The sequence below is a fragment of the Clostridium septicum genome (assembly GCF_003606265.1).
In the GTDB taxonomy this organism is placed as follows: domain Bacteria; phylum Bacillota; class Clostridia; order Clostridiales; family Clostridiaceae; genus Clostridium; species Clostridium septicum.
In genome coordinates this window covers 1,909,761-1,926,044 of sequence record NZ_CP023671.1, presented here as the reverse complement: position 1 = coordinate 1,926,044, position 16,284 = coordinate 1,909,761, and the positions used below count along the sequence as shown (strand labels likewise).

Genomic DNA, 16,284 nt, shown 5'->3' with positions numbered 1-16,284 from the left:
GTTTCTTAGTGCTAAATTTATATATAGTGTTACTGTATTAATAATTCTAATTCTTTTATATTACCGTTGTTTACAATTTTACAAAGTACTTTTTCACCGGCCTTTTTATTAATCATTATATTAGATAAATCATTTACTGTTAATATATCTACTCCATCTAATTGAATGATTATATCTGTAGCTCTTATACCAGCATTGTATGCTACTCCAGACTCTTTTACATTTTCAACATAAAATCCTTTTAACCTACTTTTAGGATCTTCTATAAGTCCACCACTAATTCCTAATTTTGATTTAAAAACATCTGTAACTTGAGATATTTTTTGAAGTTCTCTTAAATCTATAGCATAATATAGCCCTTGTTTATTTTTCTTATTTGTTATATCAACACTAGCTAAACCTATTAATTCACCTTTAGAATTACAGATAGCCCCACCAGTATTATTTTCATTTATTAGAGAACTAATTTCTAGCAATCTATGCTCTCTATCTGATTTATCTTTTATAGTTTGATGAGTTGATGTTATTATACCTGGTATTACTCTTTCTATATATTCATTCCCTATAGAATTACTTAATACGGCTATTTCTTGACCTTCTATAACTTCATCTTCATTAGCAATTTTTATAGGTGATAGCTTACCTTTGTAATATATCTTTATTATTGCAACATCTACATCCTCACTAATTCCTACCAAACTTGCCTTTATTGGCATACTTCCACTTGAAGGTAACTTTACGTATATATCCCTAAAATCTTTAATCTTTGAATAATTTGTTAAAATAGTTCCTTCTTCACTTAAAATTACACCAGTTAAATTAGGTTCAAAATATGAATTTTTAGTTAATTTGCTCTCTTCATTACTTATTGCTACTATTGATTCTGATATTTGATGAGTAATTTTATCGTATTCAAACACTTCTGAACCTACTTTTAGATTTATTTTATTTCTTTGTTCCATTATTTTATTGTATTTTCTTATTAAACTCACATTACTTACTGTTAATATTAATAATATTAACAGTACTAAAAAAATTACTAAACCTTTTCCTAACTTACACCTTGTGTTCGCTTTTTTCATCTTAAAATTTATAGTAGAATCATTTTTTGAGGAATTATTATCTTCATTTTTACAATTATATTTGTTATTAAACACAAGTTTTCCTCCACCTTATTCTAATTGGATTTTTTCAAACTAAAAGTAAATCTTACACCTTTTCCATCTATATTATTAACCCATATATCCTGACCATGTTGTGACAAAATAAGCCTTACTATTGGTAGACCTAATCCCATACTAAATTTATTTGTTCTTGATTTATCTGACTTGTAAAATCTATCCCAAATGTTGTTTATTTCTTCTTTAGGAATAGTTGGTCCACTATTAAATATACTTACATAAGCCTTATCACCTCTTACATATGTATCAATTTTTATTTCTCCATTAGCTTCCCCGTACTTTACTGCATTTTCTAATAAATTTGTAACAACTTGAATTAATCTATCTCTATCTGCAATTGCATATTCATGCTTATCATGGAAAATAACTTCAACATTTATGTTCTTCTCTTTTACTTTCCCTTCTAAGTTTAAAGTACATAAAGTTATAACTTCATTTATATCTAAATCAACCATATTAAGATTAAACTTACCTGACTCCATTGCTGAAATATCTAATAAATCAGTTACTAACCTTGCTAACCTACTTATTTCATCATTTACTATAGTTAAATAATAATTTTCCTTATCTCTAGGAATTACTCCATCTAAAATCCCTGTAATAAACCCTTTAATTGATGTTATTGGTGACCTTAATTCATGAGATACATTCGATATAAATTCTCGTCTCTTTTTATCTACTTGTTCTAATGATTCTGCCATAATATTAAATGAATAGCCAAGTTCCCCAATTTCATCTCCAGATTCTATGCTAACCCTTTTCTCTACATCGCCTTTAGCAATCTTTTTGGCTGCATTATTTATTTCTTCTAGTGGCTTAATTATTAATTTTTCAGAAAAATAATATGTTACAACACTTGATAGTATAAGTGCTAAAATTACTGAAAGCCATATTATTATATATATTCTCTTAGGAGGATTCGTATATGCTTCATCTCCTATTAAAACTATAGCTCCATAAAAATATCCATCCTTAAAAAGTGGCTTTATGTATGACTTTTTTAAAGCTCCTTCATAATTTTTAAAATTAAAATTTATAGATTCTCCATTTTTTAATTTATTTAGCTCTTCATCGTTTAAGTTAATTCTAGTGTACTTTTCTTTGTTATATTTATTATTTGAAACTGCATATATGTATCCTAATTTATCTATAATTATAGAGTCTATTTCTATAGAACTTTCTATCATATTCAGTACCTTACTAAGTTCATTGTATGCAACCTCTGTATTATCATTTAAAAATGATAATGTAGCTCCCTCTATTAATGATAGCTGCTTATCTAGTAAATAAGTTCTTTCAATTTTATATTCTCTATTAAACCATATTGATAGAGTCATTCCTATTAATATTAATATTACTGCTGTTATAGATGTAAAGGTAATTGTTAATTTATAAGCAATTCCTTTTTTATTCATCATTTCACCTCGAATTTATATCCTACTCCCCAAACAGTCTCAAGCTGCCAATTTTCTCCTCCGCTTATCTTTTCTCTTAGTCTTTTTATATGAACATCTACAGTTCTTGAATCACCTGGATAGTCATATCCCCAGACTTCACATAACAACTGCTCTCTTGTAAATACTTTATTTTTATTACTTGCCAGATAATAAAGTAGTTCAAATTCTTTTGGAGGCATTTTTATTTCCTCACCTTTATATAAAACATTGTATGAATTAACATCTATAACAAGATCTGAAAAACTTAAAACTTCTTTATCTACACTTTCATAAGTATATCTTCTCATTACAGCTTTAACTCTTGCCATTAACTCTTTTGGTTCAAAAGGTTTTACTATATAATCATCTGCTCCTAATTCTAGAGCAAGAACTTTATCAAAAGTATCTCCCTTTGCTGTTAACATAATTACAGGTATTTCACAATGCTTTCTTATCCATTTTAAAACTTCTATTCCATCCATACCCGGCAACATTATATCTAACAATACAAGCTCCGGCTTAAAACTATTAAAAATAGTGCAAGCATCTTTTCCATTATGACACATTCGAGTTTCATAACCTGTACTAGATAAATACATATTTATAACTTCACATATATTTTCATCATCATCTATGATTAAAACTTTTCCTAATCTACTTTCCATAATTATCACCTTCCTATATCTTATTATAATAGATTTCCCTTATATAATGGATAATATTTTCTCAAAATTTAATAAACGTTACAAAATATTAACTATTACAAGATATTAACTGCAATATAAATAAACCCTCTAAAAAGTTTTTGCTTTTTAGAGAGTTTTTATCCAACTATTATCCTATGTACTAAGATTCAAATAATTTACTTATAGGCTCATCATCATAAATTCTCTTTATTGCTTCTGCAAATAAAGGTGCTACTGATAGCGATTTAAACTTAATTAAATCATCTTTTTCTGGTAATTTTATTGTATTTAACATAATTAATTCTTCTATAGCTGAATTGTTTATTCTTTCAAAAGCTGGGCCTGATAATACTCCATGTGTACAACATGCATATACATTTTTTGCACCAAGATCTTTAAGGGCATTAGCGGCATTTGAAATTGTTCCAGCAGTATCTATCATATCATCAATAAGTATACATCTTTTTCCTTTTATATCTCCGATTATATTCATAATCTCTGAAACATTAGCCTTTGGTCTTCTTTTATCTATTATTGCTATAGGTGCATGTAACTTATCTGCAAACTTTCTTGCTCTTGTTACACTACCTAAATCTGGTGATACAACTACCACATCTTCACTTTCATCAAATCCTCTTGATAAGAAATGCTTAGCTAATATCGGCGATCCTAATAAGTGATCAACTGGTATATTGAAATAACCTTGTATTTGAGCTGCATGTAAATCCATTGTTAGAACTCTATGAGCTCCTGCTGCAGTTAAAAGATCTGCAACTAATTTTGCTGTAATAGGATCTCTTGATTTAGCCTTTCTATCTTGTCTTGCATAGCCATAGTATGGCATAACTACTGTTACTCTACCTGCTGATGCTCTCTTAAATGCATCTATCATTATTAAAAGTTCCATTAAGTTATTGTTAACTGGTGCACTAGTTGATTGAACTAAAAATACATCAGCACCTCTAACTGTTTCATCAATATCAACTGATATCTCTCCATCACTAAAAGTTGAAACCTTAGCTCTGCCTAAAGGAATCCCTAATATATCAGCAATTTCTTTTGCTAATTCAGGATGTGAATTCCCAGTAAATATTTTAATGTTTTTTCCATGGGTTATCATGTTTTTGAAGACCTCCTTAAAATTTTAGCACTTTTATTTTTTATATCTAAATAACTATTTGTTAGTAAGACCTCTTTTTTTTACCCAACCTTCTATATTTCTTTGTTTCGCTCTAGCTACTGCAAGCTCTCCTTTTTTAACTTCATTAGTTATAGTTGATCCTGCTGCTATATATGTGTTATCTCCAACTCTAATAGGGGATATTAAATTTGTATTACATCCAATAAAACTATTGTCTCCAATTATAGTTTTATGCTTTTCTTTTCCATCATAATTTACAACAACTGTTCCACATCCAAAATTACAGTCTGAACCTACTTCAGCATCTCCTATATATGTTAAATGAGACACTTTAGTATTATCTCCAATTGAAGATTTCTTAATTTCAACAAAATCTCCTATTCTTGCACTTTTTCCAATTACTGATTCAGGTCTAATATATGCAAATGGACCTACTGTAGTATTTTCACCTATTTTACTATTAAGAATAACTGATGATTGTATCTCTACTTCATTTCCTATTTCACTATCTTTTATTCTTGAGTTAGGATATAACATTACTCTTTCACCAATAATAGATTTTCCTTCTACTACATTTCCAGGATAAATAATAGTATCCTTTCCTATAATTACATCATCACCAATATAAGTGCTTGATGGATCTATTAATGTTACTCCATTAGTCATATGTCTTAAATTTATTCTATCTCTTAATATATTTTCTGCTTCTGCAAGTTGAACTCTTGAATTCACCCCTATAGTTTCTTCATAATCTATAACTACAGCTCCAACCTTACTTCCTTTTTCCTTTAATATACCTATTACGTCCGTTAAATAATACTCACCTTGATTGTTGTTATTAGATAATTTATCTAAACTTTCTAATAACTCCTCTATATCAAAGCAATATAAAGCTGCATTCATTTCTTTTACTTTTAATTCTTCCTCGTTACAATCTTTATGCTCAACTATTTTTAGTACTTCGTTATTTTCTCTAATAACTCTACCATATCCTGTTGGATCTTCGATTATAGAAGTTAAAAGTGTAGCACTATTTTTATTCTTTTCATGTTCCTCAAATAACCTTTTAACAGTTTCACTCTTAATTAAAGGTGCATCTCCACAAAAAATTCCTACTGTTCCTTTTTTATCTTTTAAAAAATCTATAGCACATTTCACAGCATGACCTGTTCCTAATTGTTCAGCTTGAATTGAATAACTTATATTTCTTGATTCAGTATTTTTTCTAACAAGTTCAGCGCCTTTTCCAATTATTACATTTACATCTTGTATTTCTGCTTTTCTCATAGTATCTATAACATGATTAACCATTTCTTTTCCTGCTACTTTATGTAACACCTTTGGTAAATCTGATTTAATTCTAGTACCTTGTCCAGCTGCTAAAATTACAGCACATTTATACATAAAACCACCTCATTTTTTAAACATTTAAAGGACAAATTTATAATAGTTCTAAAAAATGTTCGTATATATCTCATTCTATTATATTGTATTGAGAAAAGTATTTCAACCTTACATACTTATTAAGTACTCTCATATATTGATGATATTTCTATTTAAAATAAAAAAAAATAAAAGAGGATTAATCCCCTTTTATTTTTAAATAAATATTCTTATTCAGATACAACTTCTGAATCATCTTCTAAAACAGCTTTTTCATATGCCGCTAAAATTGAAGATTGAATCTTTTCCCTAGTATCAGTATTTATAGGATGCGCAATATCTTTAAATTCACCATCTGGTGTCTTTCTACTTGGCATTGCTATAAATAAACCATTTTGTCCTTCGATTACCTTGATGTCATGAACCACGAATTCATTATCAAATGTCACCGAAACTATAGCCTTCATTTTTCCTTCTGCGGCTATTTTTCTAATCCTAACGTCTGTAATTGTCACTGCACTACACCTCCAGTTGCTATGATACATATATATTTCTATAAAAGTTTTAAAAACCCTTTTTTTTACTTAATATTTTTTGAATTTTTAAAACCTTCCAGCAACTTTTTTGTAATTACACCCTATTTTTTTTGTTTATTTCATAATTTCCGAAGGATTAACTTCTAATTTATCATTTTCTTCTAAATGTTTAAGTTCTACTATTGAAATATATTCTGATACTTTTTTCTTACTTACTCCTACATTGTCTACTAAAACACCTATACCTACTAATTCACTATCAAACTCTTTTAATAAATCCTTTATTCCCTTAGCAGTTCCTCCACCTCTTAAGAAATCATCAATAAATATGCATTTACTTGATGGTTTCATAGATTTTTTTTATAGAGACATCTGTTGAATTCTACCACTAGTTCCTGAAACATAATTTATAGTTACTGTAGATCCTTCTGTAACCTTACTATCTCTTCTTATTATAACTAATTGAACACCTAGATTTCTTGCTACTTCATAAGCTAAAGGAATTCCTTTTGTCTCCACTGTTATTACATAATCAATATCTGACCCTTTAAAAAATGATGATAATATAACACCTGCTCTACTTATTATTTGTGGATTATACATTAAATCGGTCATATAAATAAAATTCCCTGGTACTATTCTAGTTTCATCTTTTAATAAATCACATATTTCTTGTGCAAATTTAGAACTATTTTCATGACCTATCCCGGGAATATATTTTATTCCCCCAGCGGCACCTGCAATAGTTTCTACTTTTCCCATTTCTAATTTTTCTAAAACTTCTCTAACTATAACTATATCTTCACTTATTGTTGATTTTGCCGCATTTAATAAATCTGAAAAATTATTAAGTCCAATAACCTTATTTGGATTTTCCATTAAAATTTTTGTAACAGCCACAACTCTGCTATTTCTACTTAGTTTTTCCACTCTATATCACCTACATTTTGTTTTTTCCGAATTATTTGCTATTTTCCAGCCTCTAATATTCATATTTTATTCCATATTGTTCTCAATATCAATAGATTTTAATCACTTGTTTATTTATTATTTGGAAATACTATAACATTTTTTGTATTTCCTACATAAAATATTGAATATACGCGTTTTTTATGTGTTCATTTTATTAAATTTGTATATAATTATAAATGTAAGTTTTAAAGAATATTTTTATTTACATTTGAATTATATTTATTTTTAACTTTGAAATAAGAATTGTTTAAAATAATTATATTAGAGGAGTTGATTTTTTGTCTTTCGATTTTAATAAAGATACAAATAAAAAAGTTCACTTTATAGGTATTGGCGGAGTTAGTATGAGCGGCCTTGCTGCTGTTTTATTAAATAATGGTTTTAAAGTTTCTGGTTCTGATTCAAAAGAATCTAATGTTACTAATAAATTAAAAGCTTCTGGAGCTGAAATATACATAGGTCATAAAAGTGAAAACTTAAAAAATGTGGATCTTGTAGTATATACTGCTGCTATACCTTCAGACAACCCTGAAATAATAGAGGCTAAAAAGAAAAAGATAGAACTTATGAGCAGAGCTGAGTTTTTAGGTCTTATAATGAAAGGTCATAAATTTAATGTTGCTGTTGCTGGAACTCACGGAAAAACTACATGTACTTCAATGCTTACTCATGTAACTTTAAATGCCAACCTTGATCCTACTATATTAGTAGGGGGCGATCTTGATATTATAAATGGTAATTTCAAAATAGGTCAAAGTGAATATTTTATAACTGAGGCTTGTGAATATAAAGAATCATTTTTAAAATTCTATCCTTATATAGGTATAATCTTAAATATAGATGCTGATCATTTAGATTATTATAAAGATATAAATCATATAAAAGCTACATTCGAAAAGTTTGCTAACCTAATACCTGACAATGGATTTTTAATAGGTTATGCTGAAGATGATAAGGTCAATGATATATTAGGTAAATGTAACTGTAACACTTTAAGTTACGGAATTAATAAAGGTGATATAACTGCTAAAAATATTTCCTATAATAATAAAGGATGTGCTACTTTTACAGTTTATAAAAACTCTGAAGAATTATTTGATGTTACTTTAAGTACAACAGGTAAGCATAATATATTAAATGCACTTTCTACTATTTGTGTAGGATTAATTTTCGAAATTCCTTATAGCGATATAATAAAAGGACTATTAGAATGTAAGGGTGCTCATAAGCGTTTTGAATATAAAGGTGAGTTAAATGGAGCAACTATTATAGATGATTATGCTCATCATCCTGTTGAAATAAAAGCTACATTAAATACTGCACAATTAATACCTCATAATAAGATTTATACAATATTCCAACCTCATACTTATACTAGAACTAAAACTTTATTTAGTGAATTCACAGAATCTTTCTTTGATACCGATGAATTAATATTAATGGATATCTATGCTGCAAGAGAAAAAGATACCGGCTTAGTAAGTTCTAATGAATTAGGTGATGCTTTAAGATCTAAAGGAGTTAATTGTAAAAATATTCATAGTCATGAAGAAGTAGCAGATTATATAAGAAAAAATATTTCTAATAACGATTTAATTTTAACTGTTGGTGCTGGAGATGTTGTAAGGGTTGCAGACTTACTTTTAAAATAATTTACTTACAAAATAACTTAAATGCAGGAGTTTTTAGTATTCTCCTGTATTTTTTAATTATACTATGAATTTTTATAATTAACTTAACATAATATAAATATATAAAAATCAATATATTTATATTTTGTCGAAATTGTTCGTTTTTTCACATAAAATATATTTTTTCTTCCAATTACCTAAATTATTAAGTTTAATCGAATTTTTACTTTTTTATTGTCGATTTTAGTATATATTTCATATATTTTTTAACTATTTATTATATATAACTGAACATTTTTAACAAATGTATATGTAATAATTAAACAATTGTTAAAAATATTTTAATTTTTTTATTTCCTTTTTTAGAAGTTTAATTTATAATTATTTATGCTATATAGCATTACACAAAACTTAAATCGTAAACATAATTAATTTTAGAGGTGATTTTATGGATTTATCAAACAAACTTCAAGTTGCTTCACAGTTTATACTAGAAAAGACTAATTACAAACCAGAAATCGGTTTAATACTTGGATCAGGTTTAGGTTCTTTAGCTGATTCTATTGAAAACCCTGAATATTATGATTATAAAGATCTTCCACACTTTCCAACTTCTACAGTTGAAGGTCATGCTGGTAGACTTGTAATCGGTATGCTAAATGGAAAATGCGTCGTTGCTATGCAAGGTAGATTCCATTATTATGAAGGATACGCTTATAACGAAGTAACATTCCCAGTAAGAGTTATGAAATTATTAGGAGTTGAAAAGTTAGTAGTAACTAATGCTGCAGGTGCTGTTAATACAAGTTATGTACCTGGAGACTTAATGTTAATAACTGACCATTTAAATCTTTCAGGTGACAACCCACTAATAGGTAAAAACCTTGAAAAGTTTGGACCTCGTTTCCCTGATATGTCAAACGCTTACAATGTTGAACTTAGAAATAAGGCACTAGAAATAGCTAAGAAACTTAATATGGACATCAAACAAGGTGTTTATGCTATGATGAGCGGTCCAACTTACGAAACTCCAGCTGAAGTAAGAATGGTTAGAATTCTTGGCGGAGATGCTGTTGGTATGTCAACTGCTCCTGAAGTTATTATCGCAAATCATTGCGGAATGAAAGTACTTGGTATTTCATGCATGACAAACATGGCAGCTGGAATACTAGAACAACCTTTAGATCATGAAGAAGTTATAGTTACTTCAAATATGGTTAGAGAAAAATTTATTGCTCTTATGAGTGAAATAATTTCTGCAATTTAATATTTTTTTTTAATTAATACTAGAATTTAATAACCCGAAAATATACGCTAATTTAATAATCCAAAAATATACGCCAATTTAATAACCCGAAAATACGCCAATGTAAAATAAATCACAAGGAAAGAGGAGATTAACATTGAATAGATTTATCGGTATTATAGGTATTATAGCTATATTTGGTATAGCATTCTTATTTTCAGAAAACAAGAAGAAAATCAATTGGAGACTTGTTGCTACTGGGCTTGGATTACAAATTGTATTAGCTCTTCTTATTTTAAAAGTTCCTGCTGGTAGAAAAGTATTTGAAGGTGCAAGCGCCGCTATTACTAAACTACTTGACTTTACTAAAGAAGGTACTAACTTTTTATTTGGATCATTAGCTGATTCAAGCAGCTCTGTAGGATTTGTATGGGTAGTTCAAATATTACCTACTATAGTTTTCTTCTCATCTTTAATGGGAGTTTTATACTATCTTGGAGTTATGCAAGCTATAGTTAAATTTATAGCTAAATTTATATGTAAATTACTTGGAACAAGTGGATCAGAAACACTAAGTGCTGTTGGTAATATATTCTTAGGCCAAACAGAAGCACCTTTACTTGTTAAACCTTTCGTAAAAACTATGACTAGATCTGAAATCATGGCTATTATGATTGGTGGTATGGCTACTGTTGCTGGTGGAGTTATGGCTGGATATGTTGCTATGGGTGTTCCTGCTGGTCACCTTTTAACTGCTAGTATAATGGCTGCTCCAGCAGGTTTAATATTAGCTAAAATCTTAGTTCCTGAAACTGAAGAAAGTGAAACTAAGAATTCTGCTGACATTGAAGTTGAAATCACAGCATCAAACGTTGTTGAAGCTGCTGCTAACGGAGCTAGTGATGGTTTAGGTCTTGCATTAAATGTTGGTGCTATGCTACTTGCATTCATTGCATTACTAGCATTACTTAACTTTATAATTGGTTCTATAGGTGGAATATTCGGATTCCCTGGTTTAAGTTTCCAATGGATAATCGGTAAGATTTTCTCACCATTAGTATTCATTATGGGTGTTCCAACACAAGATATTTCAGTTGCTGGTAGCTTATTAGGACAAAAAATAATCTTAAACGAATTCGTTGCTTATTCTGAGCTTTCAAACTATATAGTAGCAGGTACATTACATGAAAAAACTGTTATGATGCTAACTTATGCTTTATGCGGATTCGCTAACTTTAGTTCAATAGCTATTCAAATAGCTGGTATTGGTGGATTAGCACCAGAAAAGAAAAAGACAATTGCTAGCTTAGGATTTAAATCACTTTTAGGTGGTGTTTTAGCAACTTGCTTAACAGCTACAATTGCTGGTGTACTATTCTAATTTACAAATTATTAATAATAACTAAAATAAATATTAAATTTAATTATAAAAAACCTAGCTTTAAAGCTAGGTTTCTTTATTTTAAATTATTGTTATATCCTTAGTAACTGAGTTTAATACTTCACATCCATTTTTAGTTACTAATACTAAATCCTCTATTCTTACCCCGAAATTATCTTTTAAATATATCCCTGGCTCTATAGAGAATATCATTCCTGATTTAACTTCATCATTATTAACAGAGCTTACATCTCCAAAATCATGACATTCTATTCCTATACTATGACCTGTTCTATGAGTAAAATATTCTCCATATCCAGCATCTTCTATATGTCCTCGTGCTGCTTTATCTATTTCTGAAAATTTCACACCATCTTTTACTTTTGATATAGCTTTCAAGTTTGCTTCTTTTGCTATATTATATATCTTTTCATGCTCTTTCGTTGGGGCTTCTCCAAAAAATATAGTTCTAGTCATATCTGAACAATAATAATTATATATTCCTCCCATATCTATTACTATACTTTGACCTTTTCTTAACTTAGAATTCCCTGATTTATGATGAGGATCTGCACCATTTGGACTTGTTGCAATTATAGGTGAAAAAGAAAATGAATTCACTCCTTCTTTTTCATATAATTCAGCTAAAAGATTAGAATAATACTTTTCAGAATATCCTTCTTTAAAGTTCTCCCATAATTCTTTCATAACTTTGTCATTTATATTTGATGATTTTTTCATAAGCTTTATTTCTTCTTCATCTTTTATCATTCTTAATCTATCTATTATAGGAGATGAATTTACAAATCCTTTAACAATATTTCTATTCATTAAATTAATTAAGAAATGAGCTGGCCAAGTTTTATCCACACCTAAAGCCTTTTCTTTATCCACAACTGTGCATAATAAGTTTATTGGATCTTCTATATCTGAATACCATAATATATCTACTCCTAAATCTTCATATATAGGAAATAACTTATTTACTATAAACTTATGACTTCCATTAGTGTTTAAGTATAAAGCTATCATTCTCTCCCCCGGAGAAATCCACTTTCCTGTTAAATAAAAAATAGAAGGTGCTGATGTCACTATAATCTGATTTAGTCCTTGTTTTTCCATTGCTTCTAATACATTTTGTATTCTAGTTTCTTTCATTATTCCTTCCTCCTCAAATATTTTATCTCTTCTATTAATAGTATACTGTAAAGATACTATAATATCTATGTTATACTTTTAATTAAAACTTCTTATTCTAATTACTTCTAAGTGGTATAATATAATGTACGTTTATTTAGGAGGGGAAAAAATGAGGATAGCTGCTATTTCAGATATTCACGGTAATATTTACGCATTAATGAAAACATTAGAAGATATTGATGAACAAAAGGTTGATATGATTGTTTGCCTTGGGGATCTTGTTGGGTATGGTCCACATCCAAATGAGGTTATCGCATTAATCAGAAGACGAAATCTACCTTGTATAAAAGGAAATTATGATGCATCAGTTGTAGATGGTGCCTTTAGTTATATAAGGGATACAGAAATAAATTCTTTCTCTCTACCTTGGAATTGCCAAGAAGTAAGAGAATCAAATAAATTTTATCTAAATCAATTACCAGAATTTCTAGAATATAAAGTAGATGATTTAAAAATTAAGTTTGTTCATGGAAGTCCAAATAAGATAAATGAGTATTTATTTGCAGATGCTGAAAATACACAAAAAATAATGGAAGATTTAAAAGAAGATGTGTTAGTATGTGCCCATACTCATATACCAATCATTAAAGAGTTTAATAATAAATTATTTATTAATGTTGGTAGTGTTGGAAAGCCTAAAATAGGAAGACCCAATATTACTTATTGTATCTTAGATATAGAAAATAATACAGTTAAATCAAGAATCAGAGAATTAGAGTATGAATATAAAAGAATAGTGAAAGATACCCAACTATTATCTTTTCCTTGTAATTTAATAAACTCATATATATCTGGTAAAGAATAAATTATTACCAATACACTATTTAATTGTGTATTGGTAATTTTATTATATTAATCTATTAAGGTACCGACTACTCTCAAATTAGATAATATTTTATCTTTGTTTTCTGAGTGACAATTTAAAAATGCCTTTGTAACATCTTTTCCTGCCATAACTCCAAAATGGACACCATTTTGCCAGGCCTTTACGTCTGCAACATCATATACAGTTCCATTTATAGCAACTAAAGCTGCCATTCCATTCCTACCATTATACTTTTGAAGCTCATTAATAGTAAACTCTGTTGGCATATCCATAATTACATTTTCTCTACACCTTCTAGACATTTCTGGTACTATTACACCAATTAACTTTAATTCTCCTAAAACCTCATTTATATCTATATTCGAATTACTAAAAAAATCTGTTAAATCTTTTCCAGCCCTTAATCCATAGATATTTTCATTAAATACTCTATTATTTTTAACTAAATAAACATTGCTATTAATGGATATATATGCAGGCATACCATTTTTTCCATTGTAATTAGCTAATTCCTGTAATGTAAATTTTTTATTTACTAAAGATTCCCCTCTAAATGTATGGTTCTTACAATCATCTAAGTATTTAGTAACCTTATTACAAACCCCCTCCATAACTTCTATAATACTATCCTTGTAATCCTTTGGATACGTTAATAAAATAGTTTTTAATTGATTTAACTCTGTAAATTTTTCTTCTAAAAAATCCTTTTTGGTCATAAACTCCTCCAAATAAAACACTATAAAAATATATTATGATAAAAAGTTGCAAATGTTAGTAAATTAGTGTAAAATCGTAATAAACATTATAAATTATTACTGTGATGAGAAGAGTAGCTTTTGGATGTAGTCTTAGCGAATAAGGGATGGTGTGAGCCTTATACGAAACCTTTAGTGAAGAACATCTCTGAGTTTCTAACTGAAATCTAAATTTAAATGAGAGTAGGCTTAGACGGATTCAAACCGTTATTAATTGAATGACATTATTTGTGTCAGTTAAGTGGTCATATGTTTATGACAATTTGGGTGGTACCGCGAAAGTATCCTTTCGTCCCTTTATAGGGATGAAGGGTTTTTTTATTTTTAAGATATATTATATATAGGAGGCTTAATTTATGGATAAAGTAGTTTTAATTAAATCACTTTATAGAAATGAAAGTGAATACTTATCAAAAGAAGTTAAAATTTCTGGATGGATAAGAACATTAAGAGCATCAAATGCATTTGGATTTATAGAAGTTAATGATGGTACTTTCTTTAAAAATGTTCAAATTGTTTTTGATAACAAACTAGAAAACTTTAAGGAAGTTTCTAAATTACCTATAAGCTCATCAATATCTGTTGTAGGTACTTTAGTTGCTACTCCAGAAGCTAAACAACCATTTGAAATTCAAGCAAAAGAAATAGTTATTGAAGGCATGTCTCAATCAGACTATCCTCTTCAAAAGAAAAGACATACTTTTGAATATTTAAGAACTATAGCTCATTTAAGACCAAGAAGTAATGCATTCTCAGCAGTATTTAGAGTTCGTTCAGTAGCTGCTTATGCTATACACAAATTCTTCCAAGAAAGAGGATTTGTATATACTCATACTCCAATTTTAACTGGAAGTGACTGTGAAGGTGCTGGAGAAATGTTTAGAGTAACAACTCTAGATTTAAATAATACTCCAAAAACCGAAGATGGAGCTATAGATTTCAGTCAAGATTTCTTCGGTAAAGAATCAAATCTTACAGTATCAGGACAATTAAACGCTGAATGTTATGCTTTAGCATTTAGAAATGTTTATACTTTTGGACCTACATTCAGAGCTGAAAATTCAAATACAGCTAGACATGCGGCTGAATTCTGGATGATAGAACCTGAAATTTCATTTGCTGATTTAAAAGATGATATGGAATTAGCAGAAGATATGTTAAAATATGTTATTGAATATGTAATGACTGAATGTCCAGAAGAAATGGCATTCTTTAATCAATTCGTTGATAAAGGTGTTATCGATAGATTGAATCACGTAGTTTCATCAGATTTTGGAAAAGTTACTTATACTGAAGCTATAGAAATTTTAAAGAAATCTAATAAGAAATTTGATTATCCAGTAGAGTGGGGTATCGATTTACAAACTGAACATGAAAGATATCTTACTGAAGAACACTTTAAGAAACCATTGTTCGTTACTGATTATCCAAAAGATATTAAAGCATTTTATATGAGATTAAATGATGATCAAAAAACTGTTGCAGCTATGGACTTATTAGTTCCTGGAATAGGTGAAATAATCGGTGGTAGCCAAAGAGAAGAAAGAATCGATATTTTAACTAAGAGAATGGCTGAACTAGGTCTTAAAGAAGAAGACTATTGGTGGTATTTAGATCTTAGAAAATTCGGTGAAACTAAACATGCTGGATTCGGACTAGGATTTGAAAGACTTATAATGTATGTTACTGGTATGTCAAATATCAGAGACGTAATACCATTCCCAAGAACTACAGGACAATCTGAATTCTAATTAAACAAACCATAGTAAGCAGTATGTTTACTATGGTTTGTTCATTGCTATTTTACTAAATTATATTAAAGTAACTAACTTACTATTTTAATGCCTGTCCATAAATATAAAATAAACATTATTTTATATTTATGATCCTTTATAATATTCATAAATTTT

13 protein-coding genes, 1 pseudogene and 1 other annotated feature are annotated in these 16,284 nt (G+C 28.6%); of the genes and pseudogenes, 5 read left to right on the top strand and 9 right to left on the bottom strand.

Going from position 1 to position 16,284, the window contains the following annotated elements; genetic code table 11:
* Positions 1–29 precede the first annotated feature (29 nt).
* The 7 genes and pseudogenes from CP523_RS08535 to purR form a co-directional block, all read right to left on the bottom strand.
* Positions 30–1,157, bottom strand: a complete 1,128-nt coding sequence (locus CP523_RS08535; RefSeq protein WP_066674858.1) for a S1C family serine protease — start codon at positions 1,155–1,157, stop codon at positions 30–32.
* Between the two features lie 20 nt (positions 1,158–1,177).
* The gene (locus CP523_RS08530) at positions 1,178–2,596 is read right to left on the bottom strand and encodes a sensor histidine kinase (protein WP_066674855.1); all 1,419 of its coding nucleotides are present in this window, start codon (positions 2,594–2,596) and stop codon (positions 1,178–1,180) included.
* Entirely contained in the window at positions 2,596–3,282 is a 687-nt protein-coding gene (locus CP523_RS08525) for a response regulator transcription factor (protein WP_066674852.1), read from the bottom strand. Before CP523_RS08525 ends, CP523_RS08530 begins: the two co-directional genes overlap by 1 nt.
* A gap of 181 nt (positions 3,283–3,463) precedes the next feature.
* Positions 3,464–4,423, bottom strand: a complete 960-nt coding sequence (locus CP523_RS08520) for a ribose-phosphate diphosphokinase (protein ID WP_066674848.1) — start codon at positions 4,421–4,423, stop codon at positions 3,464–3,466.
* 54 nt (positions 4,424–4,477) lie between these two features.
* Positions 4,478–5,848: a bifunctional UDP-N-acetylglucosamine diphosphorylase/glucosamine-1-phosphate N-acetyltransferase GlmU gene (gene glmU, locus CP523_RS08515; RefSeq protein WP_066674845.1), complete on the bottom strand. Its 1,371-nt coding sequence runs from the start codon at positions 5,846–5,848 to the stop codon at positions 4,478–4,480.
* Between the two features lie 209 nt (positions 5,849–6,057).
* Positions 6,058–6,342 (bottom strand): septation regulator SpoVG, encoded by a 285-nt coding sequence (gene spoVG / locus CP523_RS08510; protein WP_066674841.1) that lies wholly within the window; start codon positions 6,340–6,342, stop codon positions 6,058–6,060.
* 135 nt (positions 6,343–6,477) lie between these two features.
* A pseudogene (gene purR / locus CP523_RS08505) lies at positions 6,478–7,293 on the bottom strand (pur operon repressor).
* A 320-nt stretch (positions 7,294–7,613) separates the two neighbouring features.
* Between purR and murC the strand changes: the two are divergent.
* The 3 genes from murC (at position 7,614) to CP523_RS08490 (ending at position 11,593) form a co-directional block, all read left to right on the top strand.
* Entirely contained in the window at positions 7,614–8,987 is a 1,374-nt protein-coding gene (gene murC, locus CP523_RS08500) for a UDP-N-acetylmuramate--L-alanine ligase (RefSeq protein ID WP_066674835.1), read from the top strand.
* 427 nt (positions 8,988–9,414) lie between these two features.
* Positions 9,415–10,233, top strand: a complete 819-nt coding sequence (locus CP523_RS08495; RefSeq protein ID WP_066674833.1) for a purine-nucleoside phosphorylase — start codon at positions 9,415–9,417, stop codon at positions 10,231–10,233.
* A gap of 136 nt (positions 10,234–10,369) precedes the next feature.
* Positions 10,370–11,593: a NupC/NupG family nucleoside CNT transporter gene (locus CP523_RS08490; protein WP_066674831.1), complete on the top strand. Its 1,224-nt coding sequence runs from the start codon at positions 10,370–10,372 to the stop codon at positions 11,591–11,593.
* 81 nt (positions 11,594–11,674) lie between these two features.
* On the opposite strand, the gene CP523_RS08485 is transcribed toward CP523_RS08490, so the two are convergent.
* A complete protein-coding gene (locus CP523_RS08485) occupies positions 11,675–12,751 on the bottom strand; it encodes a M24 family metallopeptidase (RefSeq protein WP_120140781.1) in 1,077 nt (358 codons plus the stop codon).
* Positions 12,752–12,902: 151 nt separating this feature from the next.
* Here CP523_RS08485 and CP523_RS08480 point away from each other — a divergent pair, with 151 nt between their 5' ends.
* Positions 12,903–13,598 carry a metallophosphoesterase family protein gene (locus CP523_RS08480; protein ID WP_066674822.1) on the top strand — a complete coding sequence of 232 codons (696 nt, stop codon included), beginning with the start codon at positions 12,903–12,905 and terminating at the stop codon, positions 13,596–13,598.
* 47 nt (positions 13,599–13,645) lie between these two features.
* On the opposite strand, the gene CP523_RS16230 is transcribed toward CP523_RS08480, so the two are convergent.
* Positions 13,646–14,335 carry a cytochrome b5 domain-containing protein gene (locus tag CP523_RS16230; protein WP_066674819.1) on the bottom strand — a complete coding sequence of 230 codons (690 nt, stop codon included), beginning with the start codon at positions 14,333–14,335 and terminating at the stop codon, positions 13,646–13,648.
* A 92-nt stretch (positions 14,336–14,427) separates the two neighbouring features.
* Positions 14,428–14,674 (top strand) — a binding site (T-box leader).
* Positions 14,675–14,730: 56 nt separating this feature from the next.
* Here CP523_RS16230 and asnS point away from each other — a divergent pair.
* Complete coding sequence (gene asnS / locus CP523_RS08470; protein ID WP_066674816.1) at positions 14,731–16,125, top strand: asparagine--tRNA ligase; 1,395 nt, start codon at positions 14,731–14,733, stop codon at positions 16,123–16,125.
* The last annotated feature ends 159 nt before the right edge of the window (positions 16,126–16,284 follow it).